Genomic DNA, 21,338 nt, shown 5'->3' on the forward strand with positions numbered 1-21,338 from the left:
AATTTCGCCTTCCTTGACAAATATTTTTGTCGGTGGGATTCTGGGTTGGTGCTGGACGTCGCTGTGATCGAAGAACCCGCGGCGGCCGAGGCTTCCCTGGACCCGATCCGGTCCCGGATCCTCGCCGCTCTCGCCGAGCCGGGCTCGGCCGCCATGCTCGCCGGTCGGCTCGGGCTACCGCGGCAGAAGGTGAACTACCACCTCAAGGAACTGGAGCGGCACGGGCTGGTCGAGCTGGTCGAGGAACGGCGCAAGGGCAATGTCACCGAGCGTGTATTCCGGGCCACGGCAGCCTCTTACGTGATCTCCCCCAGCGCGCTGGGTGCGGTCAGTCCGGATCCGGCGCGCTCACCCGACCAGTTGTCGGCGCGGTGGCTGGTCGCGCTGGGCGCGCGGCTGGTACAGGAGGTCGGGGCGCTGCTGACCGGCGCGGCCCGGGCGCAGCGGCGGGTCGCGACCTTCGGAATCGACGCGCAGGTGCGGTTCGCCTCGGCGGCCGACCGGGCGGCATTCGCCGAGGAGCTGGCACAGACAGTGACCACACTGGTCAGCCGCTACCACGACGAGTCCGCACCGGGCGGGCGCGACCACCGGGTGGTTGTCGGCATGCACCAGATACCCACAGCGCGGAAAGACACCGAATCCGAAGCAGGACAGGAGAACTGACCATGGGGCATCCGTTCGAGATCGAGCTGGAGGCGACCCTGCCCGCGAGCCCGGACCAGGTCTGGGAGGCGATCGCGACCGGGCCGGGAATCGACTCCTGGTTCATGGGGCGCAACGAGGTCGAGGCACGGACCGGCGGGACCGCTGCCATGGATACCGGTGGCCGGCGGGAAGAGTCGGTGATCACCGCGTACGAGCCGGGCAAGCACTTTGCCACCCGCACCGGGACCGACGAGGACGGCCGGTTCATGGCCTTCGAGTATCTACTCGAGGGACGCGAGGGCGGCAGCACCGTGCTGCGTGTGGTCCACAGCGGCATGCTGGGCGACGACTGGCAAGACGAATACGACGCCCTGCGCCGCGGCTGGCCGTTCCACCTGAACACGCTGCGCGAATACCTGACGCACTTCCCGGGCCGGATCGCGGCTCCCGTATTCGCCGTCGCCATGGGCTCTTCCGGGCAGGCGGTGCGGTCGGCGCTCATCCGGGCGCTGGCGCTACCGGACCCGGTGGTGGTGGGCGCGCGGGTGCAGGCCGAACCGGCGGGCCTGCCGCCGCTGGACGGTGAGGTGGTCTGGGCCGACGACGAGCGGTTCGAGCTCCGCACCGCCGACGGGCTCTACACCTTCCACCACGCGCCCACCGGACTGGCACTGATGTTCCATCACCTGTTCGGTCCCGACACCGCCGGGGCCGAGGCCGCCTGGCAACAGTGGCTCACCAGCTTGCTGGGCTGAAGCCGCCCCGGCCGAACCATTCGAATCACCAACCGACACAACACATATCAAGGAGCAGAGCATGCGCACTCTCATCAGCACCGCCTTCATTTCCCTCGACGGCGTCGTGGAGGGCCCGGGTGGCGAACCCGGCTACCGGAACTCCGGCTGGACCTTCAAGGACGTCGAATTCGTGCCCGAGGCCTACGAACTCAAGGGACGCGAGCAGGAGGAAGCCACCGCGATGCTGATGGGCCGCGTCAGCTATGAGGCGTTCAGCCCGGTGTGGCCGGACATGGCGGACTTCGCCGGGTACAAGGGCATGCCGAAATACGTCGTCTCCACCACCCTCACCGATGCCGACCTGGTGACGAACTGGGGCGAGACCACCATCCTGCGCACCCTCGACGAGGTGGCCGCCCTGAAGAACACCGACGGCGGCCCGATCATCATCCACGGCAGCGCCTCGCTCAACCGCGCCCTCTCCGACGCGGGCCTCATCGACCGCTACCACCTGCTGGTCTTCCCGGTCCTGCTCGGCGCGGGCAAGCGCCTGTTCTCCGAGTCCGACAAGGACGCCCAGAAGCTGAAGCTGGTCGAGGCCGCCACCTACTCCAACGGAATCCAGAAGAACATCTTCGACGTCGTCCGCTGAGGCATCCGGCCCGGATCCGGCAGTTCCCTGGGTGATTCTGGGCGCGGCGGGGGCCTCGGGTGCCCACGCCAAAGAAGATGAGTTGGCTGTGCAGACTGCTGTCGAGCAGTGGCACGAAGACCGTTCTCACACCGGCTGACTGGGTGTCGAGCCCGCACCGAGGGGGATTCAACGCGGGCCCGACCGGCTATTTCCGGCGGATCTCGCGCAATCCGTTGTTCGGTGTCCACCATCGAATGACCAGTTCGTCGCCGTCGACCGTGGTGTGCACGGCTTCTCGGATATCGAGCCGGAACGAATTGCCGTCCCGCACCGGGATTTCGACCGCGACGCCCGAAACCTTGCCGTCGCCGCCATCCATGGAACCGTCGCCGGGGTTGGCGTGCAGGGCGCAGCGGCCGTCGCGTTGCAGGTCGCGGACCTTCACGGCATCGGCCATCGATCCGAATTTCAGATCCTTCTCGGTGAACTCGACCTCGGTACCGCTCACCCGCGGTGCGCCGTCGCGGCGGATGGTCGCCAGCACGTGGTGTGTGGTCGCCTCGAACCTGGCCCGCACGGCGGCGGCCAGTTCGGGCGCGGCATGCTCGAACTCTCTCCAGGTGGCCATCGGTCCACCATGTCATATCGATCGGCCGCACCGGTGGCGACCACGCCAGCGCGCCCACAGACAAAGAACAGCGGCGTGGATTACTGTGGCCGCGTGGGCTTTACCGACTATGGTCCGGGCGACGTCGTGTACTTCCCGGAGGGGCCGTTCATCGGAATCTGCGCCGTCGTGCGCACCGTCGACGAGCACCGGGAAGAACTACGCATCGACTTCAGCGAAGGCCTGGTCCACCGGGAGGGCGGCGTCCTGAGCGAACGCCGCCACAGCTTCACCGTCCGTTTCGACGAGGTCGAACTCGTCTGACCCGCACCGCGCAGCCCGCAGGGTCGGCCCGCCTCGTACGGCGTCAACTCTTCAGGAACCTGAGGTAGAAGGCTGCGAAGATCAGGACGATGCCGACGTTCACCATCAGGCGTTCCCAGAAATGGTTTCGGAAGAAGAGGATGTCCACGCCGACGACCACGACTATCAGTGCGAGGACGTAGAGAACGACTGTCGGCGCTCTTCCCATGGTGTAGTTGTACTACTGACTGCCGCTGTGGGGGTGGAGTCTGAGCCCCGGATCGGCGAATTCTCGAGTCCGAGTCACGGCCAGCAGTTGCCGGCGGATGGCCATTCGGAGCGCGGGATCGGGTCAGGCGGGCGGGGTGCCGAGGATCGTCGTGGGCTCCTTCTCGTCGCGCGGATCGCGGTCGGCGTCGTGGATCGCCTCGTTGCGGGCGACCAGGCCGGATACGTCCGCCAGGGGGATGTGCGGAATCAGCAGGGCCACAATGAAAGCGATGGCCAGGCCGGGGAGCAGGTAGGCGAATACCGGAACCAGCGCATGGGCGTAGGACCCGACGATGGCATCGCGCAGTGGCGCCGGAAGGTGGTCGACGACCGCCGGCGGCAGGGCCGCCGGGTTGGCCCCGGTGGACAGCACCTCGCCGGGGTGCGCCCGGAAGGCGGTGTCCAGGTTGCCGGTGAGACGGTGGGTGAAGATGGAACCGAAGATGGCGACGCCCAGCGCGCCGCCCATCTCACGGAAGTAGTTGTTCGCACTGGTCGCGGTCCCGACATCCGTTGCGGGAACGGCGTTCTGGACCAGCAGCACCAGCAGCTGCATGACCATGCCGAGCCCCAGTCCGATGACGAACAGCATCGCCGACACCACCCACGCCGGGGTGTGCGCGTCCAGGCGCGTCATCCAGATCATGCCGGCGGCGATGATGACCACGCCCAGTGGCGGGTAGACCCGGTAGCGGCCGGTGCGGGTCACCGCACCCAGGGTGACGGACACGGTCAGGAACATGCCGATGGTCATGGGGATCGACAGCAGCCCGGACGCCGATGCCGAGACGCCCGTGGCCATTTGGAGAAACGTCGGCACGAACGCCACCGACGCGAACATGATCAGCCCCATGATGAAACCGAGCAGCGAGGTGGTCGCGAAGGTGCGGTTGCGGAACAGTCGCAGCGGCAGCATCGGTTCGGCGGCTCGCGATTCCACGCCGATGAATACCGAGATCACCACCGCCACGGTCACCATCATGGCGAGTATCGTCGGCGAGCCCCACCCGTAGCGCTTGCCACCCCAGTCGCTGATCAGGATGAGCAGGGTGGTGCCCGCGCTCATCAGCGCCGCCCCGAGATAGTCCGGCCGCACGGCCGGCCGCTTGCTGGGCAAGGTCAGATATCGTGCGGCAATGATCAAGGCCGCCAACCCGATCGGCACATTGATCCAGAAGCACCACCGCCAGCCCAGGTGGTCGGCGAACTCGCCGCCGAGGATGGGTCCGCCGACCGCCGTGAGCCCGTAGATCGCGCCCATCGGCGCACCGTATTTGCCGAGTTCCCGGGCGGGCACCACATCGGCCATGGTGGCCTGGGCGAGAATCATCAGCCCGCCGCCGCCCACGCCCTGCAGCGCCCGGAAGGCGATGAACTCCCAGAACCCGGTCGACACCGCCGCACCGAAGGAGGCCGCCGTGAACACGGTGATGGCGAACAGGAAAAGCCGGCGCCGCCCGAACAGGTCGCCGAACTTGCCGTACAGCGGCATGACGAGGGTGGTGGCCAGCAGGTAGGCGGTGGTGGTCCAGGCCATGTGCGGGACGCCGCCGAGCTGACCCACGATGGTGGGCATGGCCGCGCCGGTGATCATCTGATCGAGGCTGGCGAGCAGCAGTCCGGCGGACAGGGCCGCGAAGATGAGCCAGATGCGCCGCCGTGTCATGACGAGGGGCGCGGAATCGGTGGTGACGAGAGCCATTTCGTGAGTCCTCGGTGCTGAAGGGTGGTCACCAGCGCACGGGCAGCGCGGTCAGTCCGCCGGTGAAGACCTCGTCTCGCTCGGCGAGGGTGGCCGGGTCGACGGCGAGGGTCAGGGTGGGGAATCGGCGCACGAGTTGCCCGAAGGCGACCTGCAATTCGAGCCGGGCCAGCGGCGCACCGAGGCAGTAGCGGGGGCCGTAGCCGAACAGGAAGTGTGCGGCCTCCTGCCGGGTGATGTCCACGCGTTCGGGATGGGTGAACAGCGCCCGGTCGTGATTGGCGGAGGCGATGCCCAGCAGCACCAGATCACCGGCCGCGATCTGCACATCGGCGACTTCGAGCGCACTGCGCGCGTACCGGGGCAGGCTGCTGGCGTCGCAGGCGCGCAGCAGTTCCTCGGCGGCCGAGGCCACCAGTTCGGGCCGTTCGTGCAGCAGCCACCACTGGCCGGGATTCTCCAGCAGCATGCGCACCCCGACCCCGATCTGCACCGCCGAGGTCTCGTGCCCGGCGAACAGCAGAACCATGGCGTGCGTGGCGATTTCGGTGTCGGCGACGCCGTCGATCGCGCACAGCCGGGACACGACGTCGCCGCCGGGATCGCGGCGCTTCTTCCCGACCAGCTCCAGACAGTAGGCGAACAGCTCGGCCACCCCCTGCTCGACCTTGGCGCGGTCCGCGACATTGCCGACCGCGTCGACCCAGTCCCGGAACAGGTTCCGGTCGGTGTACGGCACCCCGAGCAGCTCGCAGATCACCAGCAGCGGTAGCGGCAGGGCGAGCGCGGCCTGCAGATCGGCGGGCGAGCCCTGCTCGGCCATCGCGTCGAGCAGCTCCGAGGTGAGTTGCTCGACCCGCGGCCGCAACTCCCGCATCCGCCTGGGCGAGAAGTGCGGCTGCAGCAGGGTGCGCATGCGCGCGTGATCCTCGAGCTCGGTGTCGAAATTGCCGATCGGCCCGCCCGAGAAGGCCGACTCCCCCAGCCGCGCCGCGGTTTCCGGCGTGCGATGCGCGCGGCCCAGCCGCGGATCGGTGAACAGGTCGCGCACCAGCTCGTAACCGGTGGCCAGCCAGGCCGGGTCGCCCGTGGGCGTGGTGACCCGGGTGACCCCGGATCCGACGACCCCGGTCACCGGGCAGATGGACGGAGGGAGCGGCATTGTCATGGCGGTGCTGTCCTCAGGGGAGTTCGATCAGAACGGCGTGGTGTTGAACGGTTTCCGCGCGGGGGTGAAGGCACGGTCCAGCGCCTCGAGGGCACCGGTGGTCATCTCCTCCACGCGGCCGGCGCGCGCGAGCTCGCCGAGGGTGTGTGCGCCGAAGTAGGCGGTGGTGAGTTCCAGCGGGCCGATGCGGACATCGGCCACGGCCTCCTCGAGGGGCGACCAGCTGCCGCGACCACCCGCGATATCGAGCAGGTAGGCGCCGGAACTCAGGCCCCATGGATCGGCGACCTCGACCACGCCGTGGAAGTCGCCGCGGAACTCCCGCGAAGCGATGGCCTTGGGCAGGTTCAGGATCCACATCCACATGCCCGCGTCGATTCCGGTCACCGCGGCCGCGCGGGAGTCCTCGAGCAGCAGCGGGGTGGGGTCGTCGAGCGCGGTGTCCATCCGGATCTCCGTGTACTCGCCCTGCCCGAGCAGGCACCGCAGCAGTTCCCGGTGCGCGGCGACGGTGAGTGCGCAGAAGTCCTTGACCAGCACCGCATTCCCGGCCAGGTCGTAGATCACATATCCGTCCGGGTGCACGATGATGAAGGACTGCGGGCTGATGGCACTCGCCCACCAGGATTCGCCGCGATCCAGTGCGCCCGGGGTGGCCTGCTGCCACAGCGCGTAGATCTGCCGCAGCTCCCCCACCGATTCCGCCAGCCCGACCTCGCGCACCGAGGCCGAATCCCGCTCGGAGACTCGCAGTTTCGCGCGTCCCCGGTCGATGCGCAGGTGCCGGGTGTGCGTCGTGACCCCGACATAGGCGTAGCTGCCGCCCGGGCCGGGCATGGCAGCCAGCACATCCGCTTCGGTCTCCATGGCGATGGTCATGAGCTCGGCCTGGACCTTGGCGTAGATGCCGCGCTTCTGGTGGGTGGTGGCGACCATGCCCTGCGCGCACGCCGCGACCGACAACTGCGCGCCGCCGGGCACGGTCACCGTGGTGCGGATGATCGCGGCGGTCCCCACGATGCGCGGTTGCCGCGCCATCGAGACGTCCTCGACCACCGCGATGTCCTCGAGCCGGAACTGTCGCTTCCATGCCTCGAAATCGTGGGTCTTCACCCCGCCGAATGCGCGGGCATACCGCCCGCGCAGCTCGTCCCAGTCCGACTCGACGGCCCGGCGGGTGATGATGCCGTCGATGATGCGGCTCTCCCAGTCCGCCATGAGTTCCGATGTCATGCCATGCCTTTCGGGTCGGGAGCGGGGTGCGCGGGCAGGTCGGCGGCGTGGGTGCGCACCTTGTCGAGCGCGGTCAGGATGTCGTCGACGTCGCCGCGCCGGCCCAGCAGCACGCTGTGGTGCAGCAGCAGGGTGTGGTCGCGGTAGTGGTCGGCTCCGGGGAAGGGGCGACCGGCGGCGCGTTCGACGGCGCCGGCCCACCAGCGCGCGAAGCGGGGTTTGGTGTGCGGGCGCAGCAGGGCGCTGCGGTGCAGGGGCGCGCGCGGCGGGTAGACCCTGGTGCCCAGTTCGGCGGTGAGGGCCGCGGCCACCTGGTCGACGGTGGCGTCACCGAAAGTGCCGGGCTCGAAACGGATTCCGTATTCGTAGACGGCTCGCCGATCCACCGGGGCGGGCACCGGAATGGGTGCCAGGCGGGGGATTCCGGGCAGGCCGGCTTCGAGTTCCTTGGCGCGCGTCTCGCGGATCGTGTGCTGGTCGTCCAGGCGTGGCAGCTGGTCGAGCAGCAGCGCCGCGGTCAGTTCGGACATGCAATAGTTCGCGCCCATGACCGTGCCGTCCTCGACGAGCTCGTATTCCCCGGGCGCGGGACCGTCGTCGGTGTATCCGCGGGAGTCGGCGCGCAGCATGAGCATTCGCCGGTAGAGCTCCGGGCTGCCTGTGATCGCGGCCCCCGCCTCCCCGGCGGCGAGGGATTTGGCGGCCCCGAGGCTGAAGACGCCGATCTGGCCGAAGGTGCCGACCGCGCGTCCGGCCCATCGGGTGCCGTGGGCCTGCGAGCAGTCTTCGATCAGCGCGAGCCCGGCGGCGTCGGTGACCGCGGTGATGCGGTCGAGTTCGGCTGCGGTACAGGCCAGGTGCACCACGATGACCGCTCTGGTGCGTGGTGAGACCGCGGCGCCGAGGTGGTCGGCGGTGAGGCAGCCGGTGGCGGCATCGACGTCGACGAGCACCGGGACCGCGCCCACCCGCAGCACCGCGGTGGCCGGGGCAACCCAGGTCATGGCGGGCACGATCACCTCGTCGCCGGGGCCGATGCCGAGCGCTTCGAGCGCGATGACCAGGGCGCTCGAGCCGTGGTCGACGCTGACCCCGTAGTCCGCGCCGTTGTAGCGGGCGAACGCCTCCCCGAACATCCGCTCCCGGGACTTGCCGCCGTTCGGGCTGTACCAGGTGACCGACCAACGCGACGAGTGCAGTGCCGCAAGCAGTTCCGCGGCGGTGCGATTGTCGTACTGGGGCCAGCGTGGCCACGGGCGCGCCGCGCGCACCGGCGTGCCGCCGAGTATCGCGAGCACGGCGGGCCTACCCGACCACGACCGGCGCGGACGCCGACGGCTGAGCGATCACGTCGAGGGCGGCGCGGATCTCGCGCACCGCCACCGGCACCAGCGGCAGGCCGCCGGTGCACTCCGGGCGTCCGAGAGCGCGCAGCAGCACGAACGGCACCGCGTCGGGCCGAGGCGGCAGATAGCCCCTCTTGTTGTCGTCGGCGACCACCGCGAGCACATCGTCGATACGCACCGAATCCGGCAGCGCGGGTTCCACCCCCAGACCGGTGACGATCTCGTAGTGGACGCTCACCTCGTCGTCGGACAGCCACCGGCGCGCGTGCGAGATGTGCGCGGCCACCAGCATTCCCAGCGCAATCGCGGCGCCGTGCGGCAGACCCGCCGCGCCGCGCACGCGATGATCGCAGATCTCGATGGCGTGGCCGGCGGTGTGACCGTATTCGAGGACCAGCCCCGCGCCGCGCTCGTACGTGTCGTCCCGGGTGACCGCGGATTTCGCGGCGATGCTGGCGTCCAGCAGCCACAGCAGCGAATCCGGTGCGGTCATGTTGCCGATCACCGCTCGCAACCCGGCCAATGCGGACGGGTCGATGGCGAGGCAGTTCTTCGCCATTTCGCACAGGCCCGAGCGCAATTCACGTTCGGGCAGGGTGGTGAAGAATTCGACGTCGGTGAATACCGCCTCGGGCGCGTAATAGGTGCCCAGATGGTTCTTGCCCACTCCGCTGTTGATGGCCTGCTTGAGCGAGAGCACCGAATCCATCGCCGCGATGGTCGTGGTCGGTACGTGCACCAGCCGCACACCCCGGAACAGCAGATTCGCCATCAGCCCCGCCAGATTGCCGGGCACACCACCCCCGAAGGACACCACCACCGACCGTCGCGTGATGCCCGCGCGCAAGGCGGTTTCCAGATGGCCGGACAGGCAGGTCAGCGTTTTCATCGACTCGCCGGAGGGATGCGAAAGGATCAGGGACGGAATCGATCCGGCCAGCCGGTCGATATCACGGCGATAGCGGGACAGCACCTCGTCATCGGTGACGAATACCAGCCGGTCCGCGCCCAGCGCGGCGATGGCCGCACCGATCTCGGTGATGCAGTCGCGGCCGAAATAATAGGGAAACGATTGTTCCCCGATCACTATCGGGCGCGACCGCAGCCCCGACTCATCGCCCGACAATGAATTACTGGCCATTTCCGGTGCCGCTCCTCGCTATTCGCCGATACCCCCATCGACTCCCCGGCCGGCGCCGCTGCCGTCCCTCGCACGGCCAATATCGAATGCGAGCTCCCCGCTTGGCAACCGCTCGGATACCCCAGTCATGAGCAGGCGAATTCGCGAGCACCACTGCGCGAAACAGGTTTCCGCACCGCGACCACCGGCGGTGGTACCGCCGCATCCGGGCACCCCGGCTCGTCGTTCCACCGCACTCGGCGGCGGGCGGGCACCTAGGGTGGAGGCACGCTGATCTGTTCGAGGGGATGCCGTTGGCCGACAACGAATTCGGGCTGCCGACCGCCGAGGGGCTGCGCGCGCCCACGCTGGCCGAGTTCGTGCGCGAGCGGCGCGCACGGGCCACCGGCCGGCATCCGGCGGGGCTGACCCGGAGGCAGCTGGCCGAGGCCACCCACGCCAGCCTGGGCTATATCGCCAAGATCGAACAGGGTGAGGCGCTCAATCCCGGCCCGGCGATTCTGGATTCGCTGGCGGCGGTGCTGGAGCTGGATGTGGCCGAGCGCATCCACCTCTACCACCTGGCCCAGCAGCGCCCGGCCGCCTCGTCCGCGCGGGCGCTGCGCGTCGGGGATCCGGCGGTGGGCGCGGTGCGCGCCATTCTGGACGCGCTGCTGCCGCATCTGGCGGCGGCCCTCGACGACGGCTGGCATGTGGTGGCGTGCAACAGCGCCTTCGACGCGGCGCTGCCGGGATTGTCGCGGCACGGCCACGTGCTGCGGTGGATGTTCACCGACCCGCGAGCACGCCTCGTGGTCGAGGAGTGGGAGCGCGAGGCCCAGTTGATGGTCGGGCGCTTCCGCGCCTACGCCGCCGGTTCCCGCGACCGCGACGAGATCGAGCAACTGCTACGGGAACTGGGCGAGCAGCCCGATTTCCAGCGGCTGTGGACCGCGGGACACGTGCACATCGGCCGCCACGACCCCACCTTCACGCTGCGCGATCCGCGCACCGCCACCGTGTTCGACGTGCGGGTGCAGCGCTATCGCGGGACCGCGCCGGGTCCGGCGCACCAGCTGTTCCTCGGACTGATCGAGACCTGATCAGGACGGCAGGGCGGCCAGGAACTCCCGCAGCAGTGCGTTGAACTCGCCGGGGTGGGTGAGGTTCGGTGTCATGGCGGCCCCGGCGATGGTGTGCACCGGGGCCGGACTGCCCAGCGCCGCAGCCAGTTCCGCGACCTCCTCGGCACTGGTGGCCTGATCGGCCAGCCCGCGGATCACCAGCGCCGGACAGTCGATGTCACCGAGCAGCTCGTGCACCGAGTCACGGTTGACCAGGCATTCGCCCGCCAACCGCATCCGATTGCGCGGTGCGGTCGCCCATTTCGCCCGCCACGGCTGCTGATCGGCGGCGGTGCCCCCGATCATGAGCGAGCACACCATTCTGATGGTGGGCCCCGGGGTCGCGCTGCTCGCCCACATGTCGAGCACCTCGCGGTACCCGGCACGCCGCTGCGGCGTCATGGCCGCCGCGCTCGACCCGATCACGATCAGCCCCGCCACCCGCGGCCGCGCCAGCAGCGCCATGCGCACGGCCGTGAACCCGCCGTGCGCGACCCCGCCCACCACGACGCGCTCGAGGCCCAGCTCGTCCACCACCGCCCACGCGTCCCGGGCGAGATCCCAGTGGCTGAACGGGGTTTCGTCGTCCTCGCTGGCCCCGTGCCCGCGTGAGTCGATGGCGATGATCCGGTAGTCGGGCGCGAGCGCGTCCATCTGCGGGGCGAACATCTCCTGGTCCATGAACAGGCTGTGCCCGAACACCACGGCCGGCCCCGGCCCGCCGGTATCGGTGTAGTGGATCTTGACCGATCCGCGGCTCGCAAACGGCATTCCGAAACTCTTTCGCTTCACCCGGCAGGAAGCGCTCACCGTAGCGCAGATTCCAGCTCGGATGGATGGCGTTGCGAGATGCGTCACGCGAGCGGCCCGGCCGGGCCTTTCACCACGAATGATGTTCTGCCCGTGGGAAATACGGCTAGACGCGCGGCTCCAACAGGTACTCGACCAGGGTGATGAGCGATTGCAGGCACGGATTGCGGTCCCGGGCGTCGAGCCGCATCAGCGGCGTGCCCTGGTCGAGGTCGAGCGCATCGCGGACCTCGTCGAGCGGATGCTTGGGCGCGCCCTCGAAGTCGTTGACGGCCACCGCGAACGGCACACCGCGCTCCTCGAGGATGGACAGCGATTCGTCGGCCTTCTCCAGCCGGCGAGTATCGACCAGCACCAGCGCGCCCAGCGCACCGACGGCCAGGTCCTCCCAGATGGGCACGAACCGGCGCTGGCCGGGCGTGCCGAACAGGTACAGCGCCAGACGCGGATTCAGGGTGATGCGGCCGAAGTCCATGGCCACCGTGGTGGTGGTCTTGCCCGGCAGCCCGGCCATATCGTCGACGCCGACGCTGGCCTCGGTGATCGTCTCCTCGGTGCGCAGCGGCCGGATCTCCGACACGCTGCCCACGAACGTGGTCTTCCCGACGCCGAAGTTCCCCGCCACCAGCAACTTTACGGTGCGGGTGACGGTCTGCGGCACATAGTCGACGACGCGCTCATGCGGAGAGAGCGCGGAGTCCATCGAGTACCTCCTCCAAGAGGGCTTTGCCCGGCAGCGCTTCCACCGGGGTCGGGACGGCCAGATGACCGCTGTCCAGTAGATCCGCCACCAGGATCTTCACGACCGAAGGCGGCAGGTCCAGATAGGCCGCCAGCTCGGCCAGCGTCAGCACGCCGCGGCGGGCGAGCTGGATGATGCGGCGGGCGTCGGCCGACGCGCCGGGGGCCGGATCGGCCACCGCGACAACCAGACTGACCAGATCCAGCACCCGCGTGGGGCGCGATCGGCCGCCGGTGCGCACATACGCCCGGACCAGATCGGGGTCGCGCCGCGGCCGGCTCATGAGCGCGGCAGATCCGCCCTGGTCCGCGACATACTGCCGAGCTCACGCCCGACCCGCAGGGCCAGTTCGTTCATCCGGTGCGCGACCAGGCTGACATCCACGTCCTGGGTGGTCGAAACACCCAGCAGCGCACCGGCACCGGCGGCGGTGATGAAGATCATGCCGTCGGCGTACTCGGTCATGTTCTGGCGCACCGCATTGTCGGAGGTGCCGCCGCAGAACTCGGCGAGCGCCTTGCCCAGGGCCCGCAGGCCGGAGGCGGCCGCGGCGAAGCGCTCGGCGTCGTCGATGCTCACGCCACCGGTGTGCGCGATGCGCAGGCCGTCCTCCGATAGCAGAACGGCGAACCGGACCCCTGGCGCTTCGAGATCGTCGAGCAACCAGGCCAGCCGGTTGGTGTCACTGACAGCCGTCGCGGGCGTACCGGTCACGATGTCATCCCTTCGGAGTGGTCGAACGCGGCCGCTCGACCGCGCTGGGAGCCGCTGTGCCAGGCAGCGGCGATATCGGGTCGCGCGGACGTCTCATCCACGACGACCGGGCGCACGGGTGCCGCCACCGACACCGACGCCGAGCGGCGGCGCCGCTTGGGCAGGCCACCGGAAGTGAGTTCCTGAGGCGCCGAATCCATGGCCACCACCGTGGGTTCCGGGTCGGGTGCCGGAATCCGGGCGGGCGCCGGCACGGGGGTCGGGGCGGCAACGGCCACGGGTGTCGGGGCGGGCGCGGCCAGCAGGGTCTCCGGAATGAAGACCATGGCGCGCATGCCGCCGTACATATTGGGGCCGTCGATGTAGACGGAGAAGCCGTAGCGGCGCGCGAGCGCCGCCACGCCCGGGAACCCGACTCGCGGGGTCGGGCCCAGCGCGTGGATGTCGACGAGCTGATCGCCCGCGAGGACGCGGCGGGTCTCCTCGAGCTGCTCGGGGTTCATCCGCACACCGGCGTCGTCGATGATCACCGTGATGCCGTGGTGACCCTCCTGGAAACCGATGTCCACGTACGAGGTCGGCGGCGAGTAGCGCAGCGCGTTGTCGAGCAGCGTCGCGACGGTGTGCACCAGCGGTTCCACCGCGCGGCTCACGACCGGGCGGTCCAGCTCGGTGGCGCGCACCCGGGTGTAGTCGCGGACCCGGCCGGTGGCGCCGCCCACCACGTCGGTGAGAGTCTGCTGCGGCCAGCGCCGGCCGGGCAGACCACCACAGACGATCACATAGGACTGCGCCTGGCGGATCATCTGCTGCACGGAATGGTCGATGCGGGTGAGCGTTTCGAAGGTCTCGTCGTTGCGGTGCTGACGCAGCGCGGCGCTGAGCACCTGGCTGACGTCCGCGCCCAGGCTCACCACCGAGGCGCCGAAGGCGCGCACCGCGGCCGAGGTGGCCTCACGGGCGGAGCCCTCCACCTGGGCGCGGGCGGTGTCGGCGGCCTCGGCGACCGCGCTGCGCGAGGCCTCCCCGGCCTGCGCGACGGCGACGCGGGCGGCCTCCTCGGCCTGGGCGATGGCCAGCTGGGCCACCTCCTCGGCCTGGGCCACCGCGGTCTCCCGCTCGGATTCGGCCTGCGCCACCGCCAGCTGGGCTTCGGTCTCGGCTTCGCGCCGGACCCGGTCGCGGGTCTCGGCGGCCACCTTCTGCAGCTCCTCGCCGCAGCGGGCGGTCCACTGCCACACCAGCTCCGCGATACGCGACTGCTCGAGCACGATCGGCAGGTCCACGGTGGGGTTGTCGGGGTCCGAGCGTCGGACGGCGGCACCGATGGCGGGCACGACGTTCTCGGTCAGGTTCACGATCATGTCCTCGACCGCGACGTCGCGGTTGGCCTGCTCCGCACGCAGGGCGGCAACCCGCCCGCGTTCAGCGCGCATGGCACGCCACAGAAACAGCAGCCCGACCACGGCGAATAGCAGCGCGGCAGCGAGAACCCAGGAAAGCAGCACGGCGTTGTCTTGATTCATCAATTCTCTTGTCGTCCGGCCGATCCTGAAATCGGCGGAGCCACCATAGCAGAATCCTCTGTCTCCCCTAACCTTTCGGTATCTCCGAGCAAACCGCAACCCGGAGCCCGTGCAGCTCACAGCATTTCACCGCGATTTGCACCCCGAAGCCCCGGCGCGGAAGAACCCGGTCACCCGGGCGATCCGAACCCGAGGTCCACGGCCCGACAACTGGTCACTCGACCATCGCCCCGGATTCCATGCTGTCCCCGCCCCTCACCTGCGCTCCCGGCCCTGCGTGCACGCCAGCAACCTCCCGGTTCCCGCAGCAGAACACCGCGTGGCACCCGGTGGAGACCGCGACAGCAAATCGTCTCCACCGGATGCCACGCGGCAACCGGCACTGCTCGCGCGGACCTCAGCCGGCGGTGGGCACCGTCGCGGCAGTGACCGCATCGGCGATCCACGGAACGACCGCCACGCGCACATCGATCCGCCGGGGCAGCAAGCCGTTGGCGGTCAGCAGATCCGCCGCACGCTGTTGCTCATCGAGGAACTCCGCGGTCACCGGTCCGACACCGAAGGGCCGGCCACGCAGGGCGGCCTCCCAGGCATCGAGATCGGCGGTGCCGCCGCGGGCGACGATATCGTCGACGAAGTACTGTGCGGCCGCGCGCGGGTTCTCGGCGATCCACGCGTCGGATTCCTGCAGGGCGGCGATGATCGTCTCCAGTTCCGCACGGTGCTGCTCGGCGAACCCGCGGCGGGTGAACCACAGTGACGGGTGGCTGAACACCGATTCGGTGTCGACGAGAGTGTGCAGTTCGGTGGTGGCCTCGAGCGCCGCCAGCGCCGGGTAGGCGCCGACCCAGGCGTCGAGTTCACCGGTGCGCAGCAGGTTTCCGCCATCGTGGATATCGGTGTCGACCGGTTCGATATCGGCCCAGCCGAGGCCGGCGCGGTCCAGGGCGAACAGCAGCAGGGTGGTCTGCCAGGAGCCGTGGGCGATGCCCACCCGCTTGCCCTTCAGGTCGGCGACGGTCTCGATGCCGCTACCGGCCGGGGCGACCAGGCGGCCGTTCTCGATACGCGGGCCGGAGATGCCGACATAGACGATGTCGCGATCGTTGCCCAGGGCGGTGATCGGCGGGGTGAAGCCGGTGCCGATGAAGTCGTAGCCGCCCTCGGCGAACAGCCAGTCCGAATGCTGGGACGGCAGGGCGGCTTTCACGTCGACAGGTGAGGGCTTGGGCAGTGCCCGCAGATCGACCCATTCCACCTCGGGCAGAGCGCGTTCGAGGATGCCGCGGTGGCGCAGGACGAACAGGGAGTTGTTGTGCGGGAAGTACCCGACCCGGATGCTCATGAAATCTCCTGGTGAATGTGGATTTTCGGGGATGTGGTCACGGTGGTCAGCGGGTGGCGGCGAGAGTGGCGGCCGGGCCGGGTATGGTGAGGCGGGAGCGGCCGAGCAGCGGCAGCACCTCCTCACCGACCCGGTAGGCCTCTTCCAGGTGCGGGTTCCCGGCCAGGATGAACGCGTCCACGCCCAGGTCGATGAGTTCGTCGAGGCGCTGGGCGACCTGCTCGTAGCTGCCAACCAGGCCGAAGGCCGGGCCACCGCGAATCAGGCTGAACCCGCACCAGACATTGGGCTGGACCTCCAGATCCCGGTAGCCGGTAATGGTTTCGGGGACCCAGCCCTGGATGCGGGCCGCACCCACCGAGTCGCCCTGGGCGGCGCGGTTGGCGGCGTCCCGATCGACGAAGGCCCAGCCCTGCTCGATCTCGGCCCAGGCGGCCTCCGCGGTGTGGCGGGCCACGATGTCGATGCGGACGGCGAACTTCGGTGTGCGGCCGGTGCGTTCGGCGTGGGCGCGCACGCCGTCGAATTTGGCGCGCAGGTCGGCGAAGGGCTCGAGCCAGGACAGGTAGTAGTCGGCGTGGCGGCCCGCGGCCCGCACAGCGGCGGGCGAGGAGCCGGAGAAGTACACCTCCGGGAACGGTTGCCCGGCCAGGGCGGGCGGCAGTGCCGCGCCCTCGGTGCGGAAGAAGCGGCCCTCGTGGTCGAGGGGTTCGCCGTCCCATACCCCGCGCAGCACCTCGAGGAATTCGCTGGTGCGGGCGTAGCGGTCGTCGTGGGAAACCTTGTCGCCCCACCACAGTTGGGCCGGTCCCCCGCCGCCGCTGATGATGTTGTAGACCAGCCGCCCGCCGGTGGCGCGCTGCAGGCTGGCCGACATGCGCGCGGCCTGCACCGGGTGCAGGAATCCGGGCTGGAAGGCGACCATGAACCGGTAGGTGGTGGTCTCGCGGGCCAGGGCGGCGGCCACCGCCCACGGGTCCTCGGTGATGGGGAACGACGGCAGCAGGCCACCGAGGAACCCGGCCGATTCCGAGGCGCGGGCGACGGCCGCGGCGTGATCGAGGTAGCTGTAGCCGTCGAGTTCGCCCGCGCGCACGGCCGGGGCGATATTGCCGGGACCGTAGCCGCCCGCGTGGCCGCGGTTGTAGCGGCGCGGGGTGCGCAGCGACGCGTGATCGCCCTCCATGCCGATGCGCCAATAGATGTCGATGGTCATGCGGTGGCCTCCTTCAGGGTGCGGCCGGTCGGGTCGGCCAGGAACAGCAGGTGCTCCCCGGCGCGGTAGACCTCCTCGAGGTGCGGGTGCCCGGACAGCACCACGGTGTCGACGCCGGCCGTGGCGTACGCCCGCAATCGCCGCGCCACCTGCTCGTAGCTGCCGACCAAGCCGACGGCCTGCGGATATCCCAGCTGGGTGAAGCCCGCCCAGCGCCCGTCGCCGAGATCCAGCGCCTCCGCACCCGGTCCGTCCGGATACAGTTCGCGCCATTGCCTTTCGACCCGAGCCCACGCCTCGGTCTCGGTCGCGCGGGCGATGACGGGCACCTCGACGCCCGCCCGCACGGTGCGCCCGGCCGCGGCGGACAGCGCCCGCAGTTCGGTGAGGGACGCGTCGAGGCCCTGCGGCGTCTCGGTGAAGACGTGCACATCGCCGTGCCGTGCCGAAAGTTCCAGCGCCGCGGTCGAATCCCCGCTCAGGTACACCACCGGGAAGGGCAGGCCGGACAGGATTCCCCGGAATCCGCCGTCGACGACCTCGTAGTACTCCCCCGCGTAGTCGAACCCGGTGCCGCGGAATCCGGCCGCGGGCACCGGGTTCTCGTTCCAGACACCGCGCGCCACGGTGAGGAATTCCGCTGCGCGTGCGTACCGATCGTCCCCGGTGACGCGGTCACCACGTTGTCGCGCGTCGTCGGCATCGGTGTCCACGGACAGCCGCCAGCCCAGTCGCCCCGCCGAGAACCGTTGCAGGGACGCCGAAACCTTCGCCGCGTAGACCGGCGTCCCGAAGCCGGGATGGAAGTCGACGACGACGCGCGTGTGCCGTGTGGCCCGCAGCGCCGCGCCCGCGACGATCCACGACTCCTCGCCCGCCGGGTCGTAGGGTGCGAGTACCCCGTCCAGACCGGACAACTCGGCGGCGTGCACCACCTGGTGCAGGTCGTCGAACGGCCCGAACCGCCCGGCCCGGACATCGGTCACGGCACGATCCACCGTGCGGGCCTCGGCGCTCGCCGAGCCGCCCACCTCGGCCGGATCAGCCAGACCGAGAGCGGGTGCTCGGCCGTTGTCGGGCGTGCCGCCGATACCGTTGCGCCCGGCCCGATTCCGCTCGGCATCGACGGCGGGGATCGGGCTGTCGCTCCGGCCGCGGTGCCGCAGCCCGGCATCGGCGCGGCGGCCGTCGCCGCGGCTGGGCAGCCGCCACAGGTATTCGGTCATGCCCGCACCTCCGCGGCGGCGCTGGTCGATCTGCGCGCGCCGCGCTTGTGGCGCGCGGCGAGGTCGGCGGGAGCGGTTGAGCGCCATCGGGGTTCGGTCATGCTGCGGCCTGTCCGGCGGCGACGAGGGCGCGCGCCTGCTCGAGGGGTTCGGGGGCGATCCAGGAGCCGAGGTCGAAGTCGGCGGCGAGGAAGCCGTGGGTGTAGAGGAACTGCTGCTGGACGGCGAGCAACTCGAGGCGTTCATCGGACAGCGACGGGTGCAGGCCGATGTTGAAGTCCGTGCCGTAGGCGGCGGTGACACCCTCGGGGCCGGACAGGGTTTCGCGTTGCAGGACCTCGGCGGCGTCGTCGCGGTGGGTGGTGGCCCAGTCGGCGGCGCGCAGGGTCTGGGCGAGGAAGCCGATCACCACGTCGGGGCGGGTGTCTAGCAGGTGCTGGTGGACGGTCAGCGGGCGGGGCGTGCCGTTGTTGACGCGTAGCCGCTTGGACTCGGTGGCGTCGAGGTCGACCGTGATCCGCAGCCCGTGCTGCTGGGCGACCTCCTGTGCGCGTGCGCCTTTGACGTAGATCGCGTCCACGGCGCCGTCGAGCAGTTCCGCCACGCCCCAGGTGAGGCTCCGGTCGCGCTGCTGGATCTCGGTGCGCACCTGGGGATTCGATTCCACGCCGAGCTCGATGACGCGCACGTCGGCCAGCGTCAGGCCGCCCAGGCGCAGGGCACTGGCGAAACCGTGCAGCGCCATCGCACGCGGGAAGCTGCGCGCCCGGTCCCGCGCCCAGGCCGGAATGCCGACGCGCAGCCCGGCCAGCCCGGCGGCGGAGGTGACCGGCGAATCCGGGCCCACCACAATGGCTTGCGCCTCGTCGATCCAGGTCAGGCCGATGAGCCGGGTCGGCGAGCCCTGGGCGCGGGCGGCCAGGGCGGGCACATTGCCGCCCTCGCGGATGAGGCCGGGCAGATCGTGGTCGAAGTGGCGGAGGGCGAGTTCGGGTGCGGCGTCCTGGAGGACGCCGAAGGCCAGTCCGTTGCGTTCGGCGGTGTCGCCGAGCCAGCCGAGGCTGTGGGCGAGGCCGCTGGCGGTGGGGACCGGGCAGCGGGTGTACCAGAGGGTGTCGGTCATGAAGTGCTCCTGGGGTTTTCGGTGTCCGGACGGTCGACGCCGAGCTGGGCGAGGAAGGCGGACCGGTGGCGCAGGGCGGCCGGATCGGTGCGGTCGCGCGGTCGCGGCAGGTCGATGGCCTGATCCACGGCGAAGCGGCCGCGGTCGAGGATGAGCACCCGATCGGCCAGCCGTACCGCCTCGTCCACGTCATGGGTGACCATGAGCACCGCCGGGCGGTGGCGGGCCACCAGGTCGCCGACCAGGTCCTGCATGCGCAGGCGGGTGAGGGCGTCGAGTGCGGCGAACGGCTCGTCGAGCAGCAGCAGATCCGGCTCGCGGACGAGCGCCCGGGCCAGGGCGGCCCGCTGGGCCTCCCCGCCGGAGAGCGTGGCGGGCCATTGGCGGGCCTTGCCGGCGAGCTGCACCTCGGCCAGCGCGCGCAGCCCGGCTTCGCGTGTCGTACGCGAACGGCGCTGCCCGATGGTCACATTCGCCAGCACCCGCTTGGACGGGACCAGGCGCGGCTCCTGGTAGACGGTGGTGCGGGCGGGCGGGACCAGCACCTCGCCGGCGTCGGGCTGCTCGAGTCCGGTCAGCAGGCGCAGCAGGGTGGTCTTGCCGGTGCCGCTGGGGCCCAGCAGCACCACGAACTCGCCGCGGCGGATGGTCAGGTCGACACCGTCGAGAATCACCTTCTCCCCGAAGGCTTTCCGCAGTCCGGTGATCGAGACCGCCAGTGGCGACGCGGGGTCGTGCGGGGTGGTCGTCGCGCGCGGGGTCGTCATCGCATGGCCACCTGCCGCCGCCACGGCATGGCCAGCCGTTCGACCAGCCGCACCGCGCCGTCGAAGACCAGTCCGAGCAGCGCGTACAGGACCACGCACAGCACCATGTAGTCGGTGCGGTTGTATTCCTGGGCGAGGGTCACCAGATAGCCGACGCCCTCGGTGGTGCCCACCTGTTCGGCGGCGATGAGGCCGGTGATGCTGATGGACAGGCACACGCGCAGGGCCATGAGCACCCCCGGCAGCGCGGCGGGCAGGATCACCTCGGCGACCAGCCGGACTCCGGTGAGCCCGAAACCACGCGCGGCCTCCACCATCTTGCGGTCCACATTGCGGACGCCGAGGTAGGTGTAGGCGTACATCGGGGCCACCGTCGCGACGGCGATCAGCAGTACCTTGTACAGCTCGTCGATGCCGAACCAGGCGATGAACAACGGCACCAGCGCCAGGAACGGCACCGCGCGCACGATCTGCAGGGTCGAATCCACCAGTTCCTCACCGAGACTGGACAATCCGGCCAGCAGGCCCAGCGCCATCCCGACCGTCACGCCGAGCGCGACGCCGAGCGCGGCGCGCGTGAACGACGCGAGGGCGAAGTCCGTCAGCTGGCCGCTGCGGGCCAGCTCGAGCAGCGCCGACCACACCTTGGGCGGACCGGCGAGTACCTGCGGCGACAATGCCCCGGTGGCCGAGCCGATCCACCAGGCGGCGATGATCAGCGCGGGCAGCACGAATCGCAGCGGCAGCGAAACCCATGCGGGCCTGCGCCGTTCGACCCGCGCCCGGGGCGGGGCCAATCCGGATCGATCCGCGCCCGGGTCCGGGGCGGCCGCGGTCGCACGTCCGGCCGCGTTGTCACCGATCGCGTCCGAGGCGGGATCGGCTGCGGCCGAATGGTTCTCATGCTCGGTCGTGCCAGGCGGGTCGTCGTCGATTCCCGAGGCCCGCTGCGGGGCGGGCGCGGCGGAAGTGGCCAT

At 70.2% G+C, this 21,338-nt stretch carries 23 protein-coding genes; 5 read left to right on the forward strand and 18 right to left on the reverse strand.

Going from position 1 to position 21,338, the window contains the following annotated elements; genetic code table 11:
• Positions 1–48 precede the first annotated feature (48 nt).
• The 3 genes from ABZV44_RS07190 to ABZV44_RS07200 all read left to right on the forward strand — a co-directional run bounded on the left by ABZV44_RS07190 (position 49) and on the right by ABZV44_RS07200 (position 2,037).
• Positions 49–666, forward strand: a complete 618-nt coding sequence (locus ABZV44_RS07190; protein ID WP_354832948.1) for a helix-turn-helix domain-containing protein — start codon at positions 49–51, stop codon at positions 664–666.
• Between the two features lie 2 nt (positions 667–668).
• A complete protein-coding gene (locus ABZV44_RS07195; RefSeq protein ID WP_354832950.1) occupies positions 669–1,403 on the forward strand; it encodes an SRPBCC domain-containing protein in 735 nt (244 codons plus the stop codon).
• A gap of 61 nt (positions 1,404–1,464) precedes the next feature.
• Entirely contained in the window at positions 1,465–2,037 is a 573-nt protein-coding gene (locus ABZV44_RS07200) for a dihydrofolate reductase family protein (RefSeq protein ID WP_354832952.1), read from the forward strand.
• Positions 2,038–2,224: 187 nt separating this feature from the next.
• Here the strand turns inward: ABZV44_RS07200 and ABZV44_RS07205 are convergent, their stop codons facing one another.
• The gene (locus tag ABZV44_RS07205) at positions 2,225–2,647 is read right to left on the reverse strand and encodes a pyridoxamine 5'-phosphate oxidase family protein (protein WP_354832954.1); all 423 of its coding nucleotides are present in this window, start codon (positions 2,645–2,647) and stop codon (positions 2,225–2,227) included.
• A gap of 93 nt (positions 2,648–2,740) precedes the next feature.
• Between ABZV44_RS07205 and ABZV44_RS07210 the strand changes: the two genes are divergently transcribed.
• Positions 2,741–2,950 carry a hypothetical protein gene (locus ABZV44_RS07210; protein ID WP_354832956.1) on the forward strand — a complete coding sequence of 70 codons (210 nt, stop codon included), beginning with the start codon at positions 2,741–2,743 and terminating at the stop codon, positions 2,948–2,950.
• A gap of 43 nt (positions 2,951–2,993) precedes the next feature.
• Here ABZV44_RS07210 and ABZV44_RS07215 read toward each other — a convergent pair whose 3' ends face one another.
• The 6 genes from ABZV44_RS07215 to ABZV44_RS07240 form a co-directional block, all read right to left on the reverse strand.
• On the reverse strand, positions 2,994–3,158 hold the full coding sequence (locus tag ABZV44_RS07215; protein WP_354832958.1) for a hypothetical protein: 165 nt from the start codon (positions 3,156–3,158) through the stop codon (positions 2,994–2,996).
• A 123-nt stretch (positions 3,159–3,281) separates the two neighbouring features.
• Positions 3,282–4,901: an MDR family MFS transporter gene (locus ABZV44_RS07220; RefSeq protein ID WP_354832960.1), complete on the reverse strand. Its 1,620-nt coding sequence runs from the start codon at positions 4,899–4,901 to the stop codon at positions 3,282–3,284.
• Positions 4,902–4,929: 28 nt separating this feature from the next.
• The gene (locus tag ABZV44_RS07225; RefSeq protein WP_354832962.1) at positions 4,930–6,069 is read right to left on the reverse strand and encodes a cytochrome P450; all 1,140 of its coding nucleotides are present in this window, start codon (positions 6,067–6,069) and stop codon (positions 4,930–4,932) included.
• 27 nt (positions 6,070–6,096) lie between these two features.
• Complete coding sequence (locus tag ABZV44_RS07230; RefSeq protein WP_354832964.1) at positions 6,097–7,302, reverse strand: GNAT family N-acetyltransferase; 1,206 nt, start codon at positions 7,300–7,302, stop codon at positions 6,097–6,099.
• Positions 7,299–8,600 carry a DegT/DnrJ/EryC1/StrS family aminotransferase gene (locus ABZV44_RS07235; protein WP_354832965.1) on the reverse strand — a complete coding sequence of 434 codons (1,302 nt, stop codon included), beginning with the start codon at positions 8,598–8,600 and terminating at the stop codon, positions 7,299–7,301. Before ABZV44_RS07235 ends, ABZV44_RS07230 begins: the two co-directional genes overlap by 4 nt.
• Before the next feature lie 7 nt (positions 8,601–8,607).
• Positions 8,608–9,789 (reverse strand): 2-deoxy-scyllo-inosose synthase, encoded by a 1,182-nt coding sequence (locus ABZV44_RS07240; protein WP_354832967.1) that lies wholly within the window; start codon positions 9,787–9,789, stop codon positions 8,608–8,610.
• Positions 9,790–10,082: 293 nt separating this feature from the next.
• On the opposite strand from ABZV44_RS07240, the gene ABZV44_RS07245 reads away from it, so the two are divergent.
• A complete protein-coding gene (locus ABZV44_RS07245) occupies positions 10,083–10,871 on the forward strand; it encodes a helix-turn-helix domain-containing protein (protein WP_354832969.1) in 789 nt (262 codons plus the stop codon).
• Here ABZV44_RS07245 and ABZV44_RS07250 read toward each other — a convergent pair whose 3' ends face one another.
• The 11 genes from ABZV44_RS07250 to ABZV44_RS07300 all read right to left on the reverse strand — a co-directional run bounded on the left by ABZV44_RS07250 (position 10,872) and on the right by ABZV44_RS07300 (position 21,338).
• Positions 10,872–11,663, reverse strand: a complete 792-nt coding sequence (locus ABZV44_RS07250; protein WP_354832971.1) for an alpha/beta hydrolase — start codon at positions 11,661–11,663, stop codon at positions 10,872–10,874. It lies immediately after the preceding gene.
• Between the two features lie 145 nt (positions 11,664–11,808).
• On the reverse strand, positions 11,809–12,405 hold the full coding sequence (locus ABZV44_RS07255; RefSeq protein ID WP_354832972.1) for an ATP/GTP-binding protein: 597 nt from the start codon (positions 12,403–12,405) through the stop codon (positions 11,809–11,811).
• Positions 12,380–12,727 carry a DUF742 domain-containing protein gene (locus ABZV44_RS07260; RefSeq protein ID WP_354832974.1) on the reverse strand — a complete coding sequence of 116 codons (348 nt, stop codon included), beginning with the start codon at positions 12,725–12,727 and terminating at the stop codon, positions 12,380–12,382. Before ABZV44_RS07260 ends, ABZV44_RS07255 begins: the two co-directional genes overlap by 26 nt.
• Positions 12,724–13,158 (reverse strand): roadblock/LC7 domain-containing protein, encoded by a 435-nt coding sequence (locus ABZV44_RS07265; RefSeq protein ID WP_354832976.1) that lies wholly within the window; start codon positions 13,156–13,158, stop codon positions 12,724–12,726. The genes ABZV44_RS07260 and ABZV44_RS07265 overlap by 4 nt, the downstream gene beginning before the upstream one ends.
• Complete coding sequence (locus ABZV44_RS07270; RefSeq protein WP_354832978.1) at positions 13,155–14,684, reverse strand: ATP-binding protein; 1,530 nt, start codon at positions 14,682–14,684, stop codon at positions 13,155–13,157. The genes ABZV44_RS07265 and ABZV44_RS07270 overlap by 4 nt, the downstream gene beginning before the upstream one ends.
• A gap of 397 nt (positions 14,685–15,081) precedes the next feature.
• The gene (locus ABZV44_RS07275) at positions 15,082–16,029 is read right to left on the reverse strand and encodes an ABC transporter substrate-binding protein (RefSeq protein WP_354832980.1); all 948 of its coding nucleotides are present in this window, start codon (positions 16,027–16,029) and stop codon (positions 15,082–15,084) included.
• A 46-nt stretch (positions 16,030–16,075) separates the two neighbouring features.
• Complete coding sequence (locus ABZV44_RS07280) at positions 16,076–17,245, reverse strand: LLM class flavin-dependent oxidoreductase (RefSeq protein ID WP_354832982.1); 1,170 nt, start codon at positions 17,243–17,245, stop codon at positions 16,076–16,078.
• Entirely contained in the window at positions 17,242–18,471 is a 1,230-nt protein-coding gene (locus tag ABZV44_RS07285; protein WP_354832984.1) for an LLM class flavin-dependent oxidoreductase, read from the reverse strand. Before ABZV44_RS07285 ends, ABZV44_RS07280 begins: the two co-directional genes overlap by 4 nt.
• Positions 18,472–18,568: 97 nt before the next feature.
• Complete coding sequence (locus ABZV44_RS07290) at positions 18,569–19,594, reverse strand: ABC transporter substrate-binding protein (protein ID WP_354832986.1); 1,026 nt, start codon at positions 19,592–19,594, stop codon at positions 18,569–18,571.
• Positions 19,591–20,361, reverse strand: coding sequence for an ATP-binding cassette domain-containing protein (locus ABZV44_RS07295; RefSeq protein WP_354832988.1), 771 nt, complete (start codon positions 20,359–20,361; stop codon positions 19,591–19,593). Before ABZV44_RS07295 ends, ABZV44_RS07290 begins: the two co-directional genes overlap by 4 nt.
• Positions 20,358–21,338, reverse strand: coding sequence for an ABC transporter permease (locus ABZV44_RS07300; protein ID WP_354832989.1), 981 nt, complete (start codon positions 21,336–21,338; stop codon positions 20,358–20,360). Before ABZV44_RS07300 ends, ABZV44_RS07295 begins: the two co-directional genes overlap by 4 nt.

Source organism: Nocardia sp. NPDC004860 (assembly GCF_040609015.1).
Lineage (GTDB): Bacteria > Actinomycetota > Actinomycetes > Mycobacteriales > Mycobacteriaceae > Nocardia.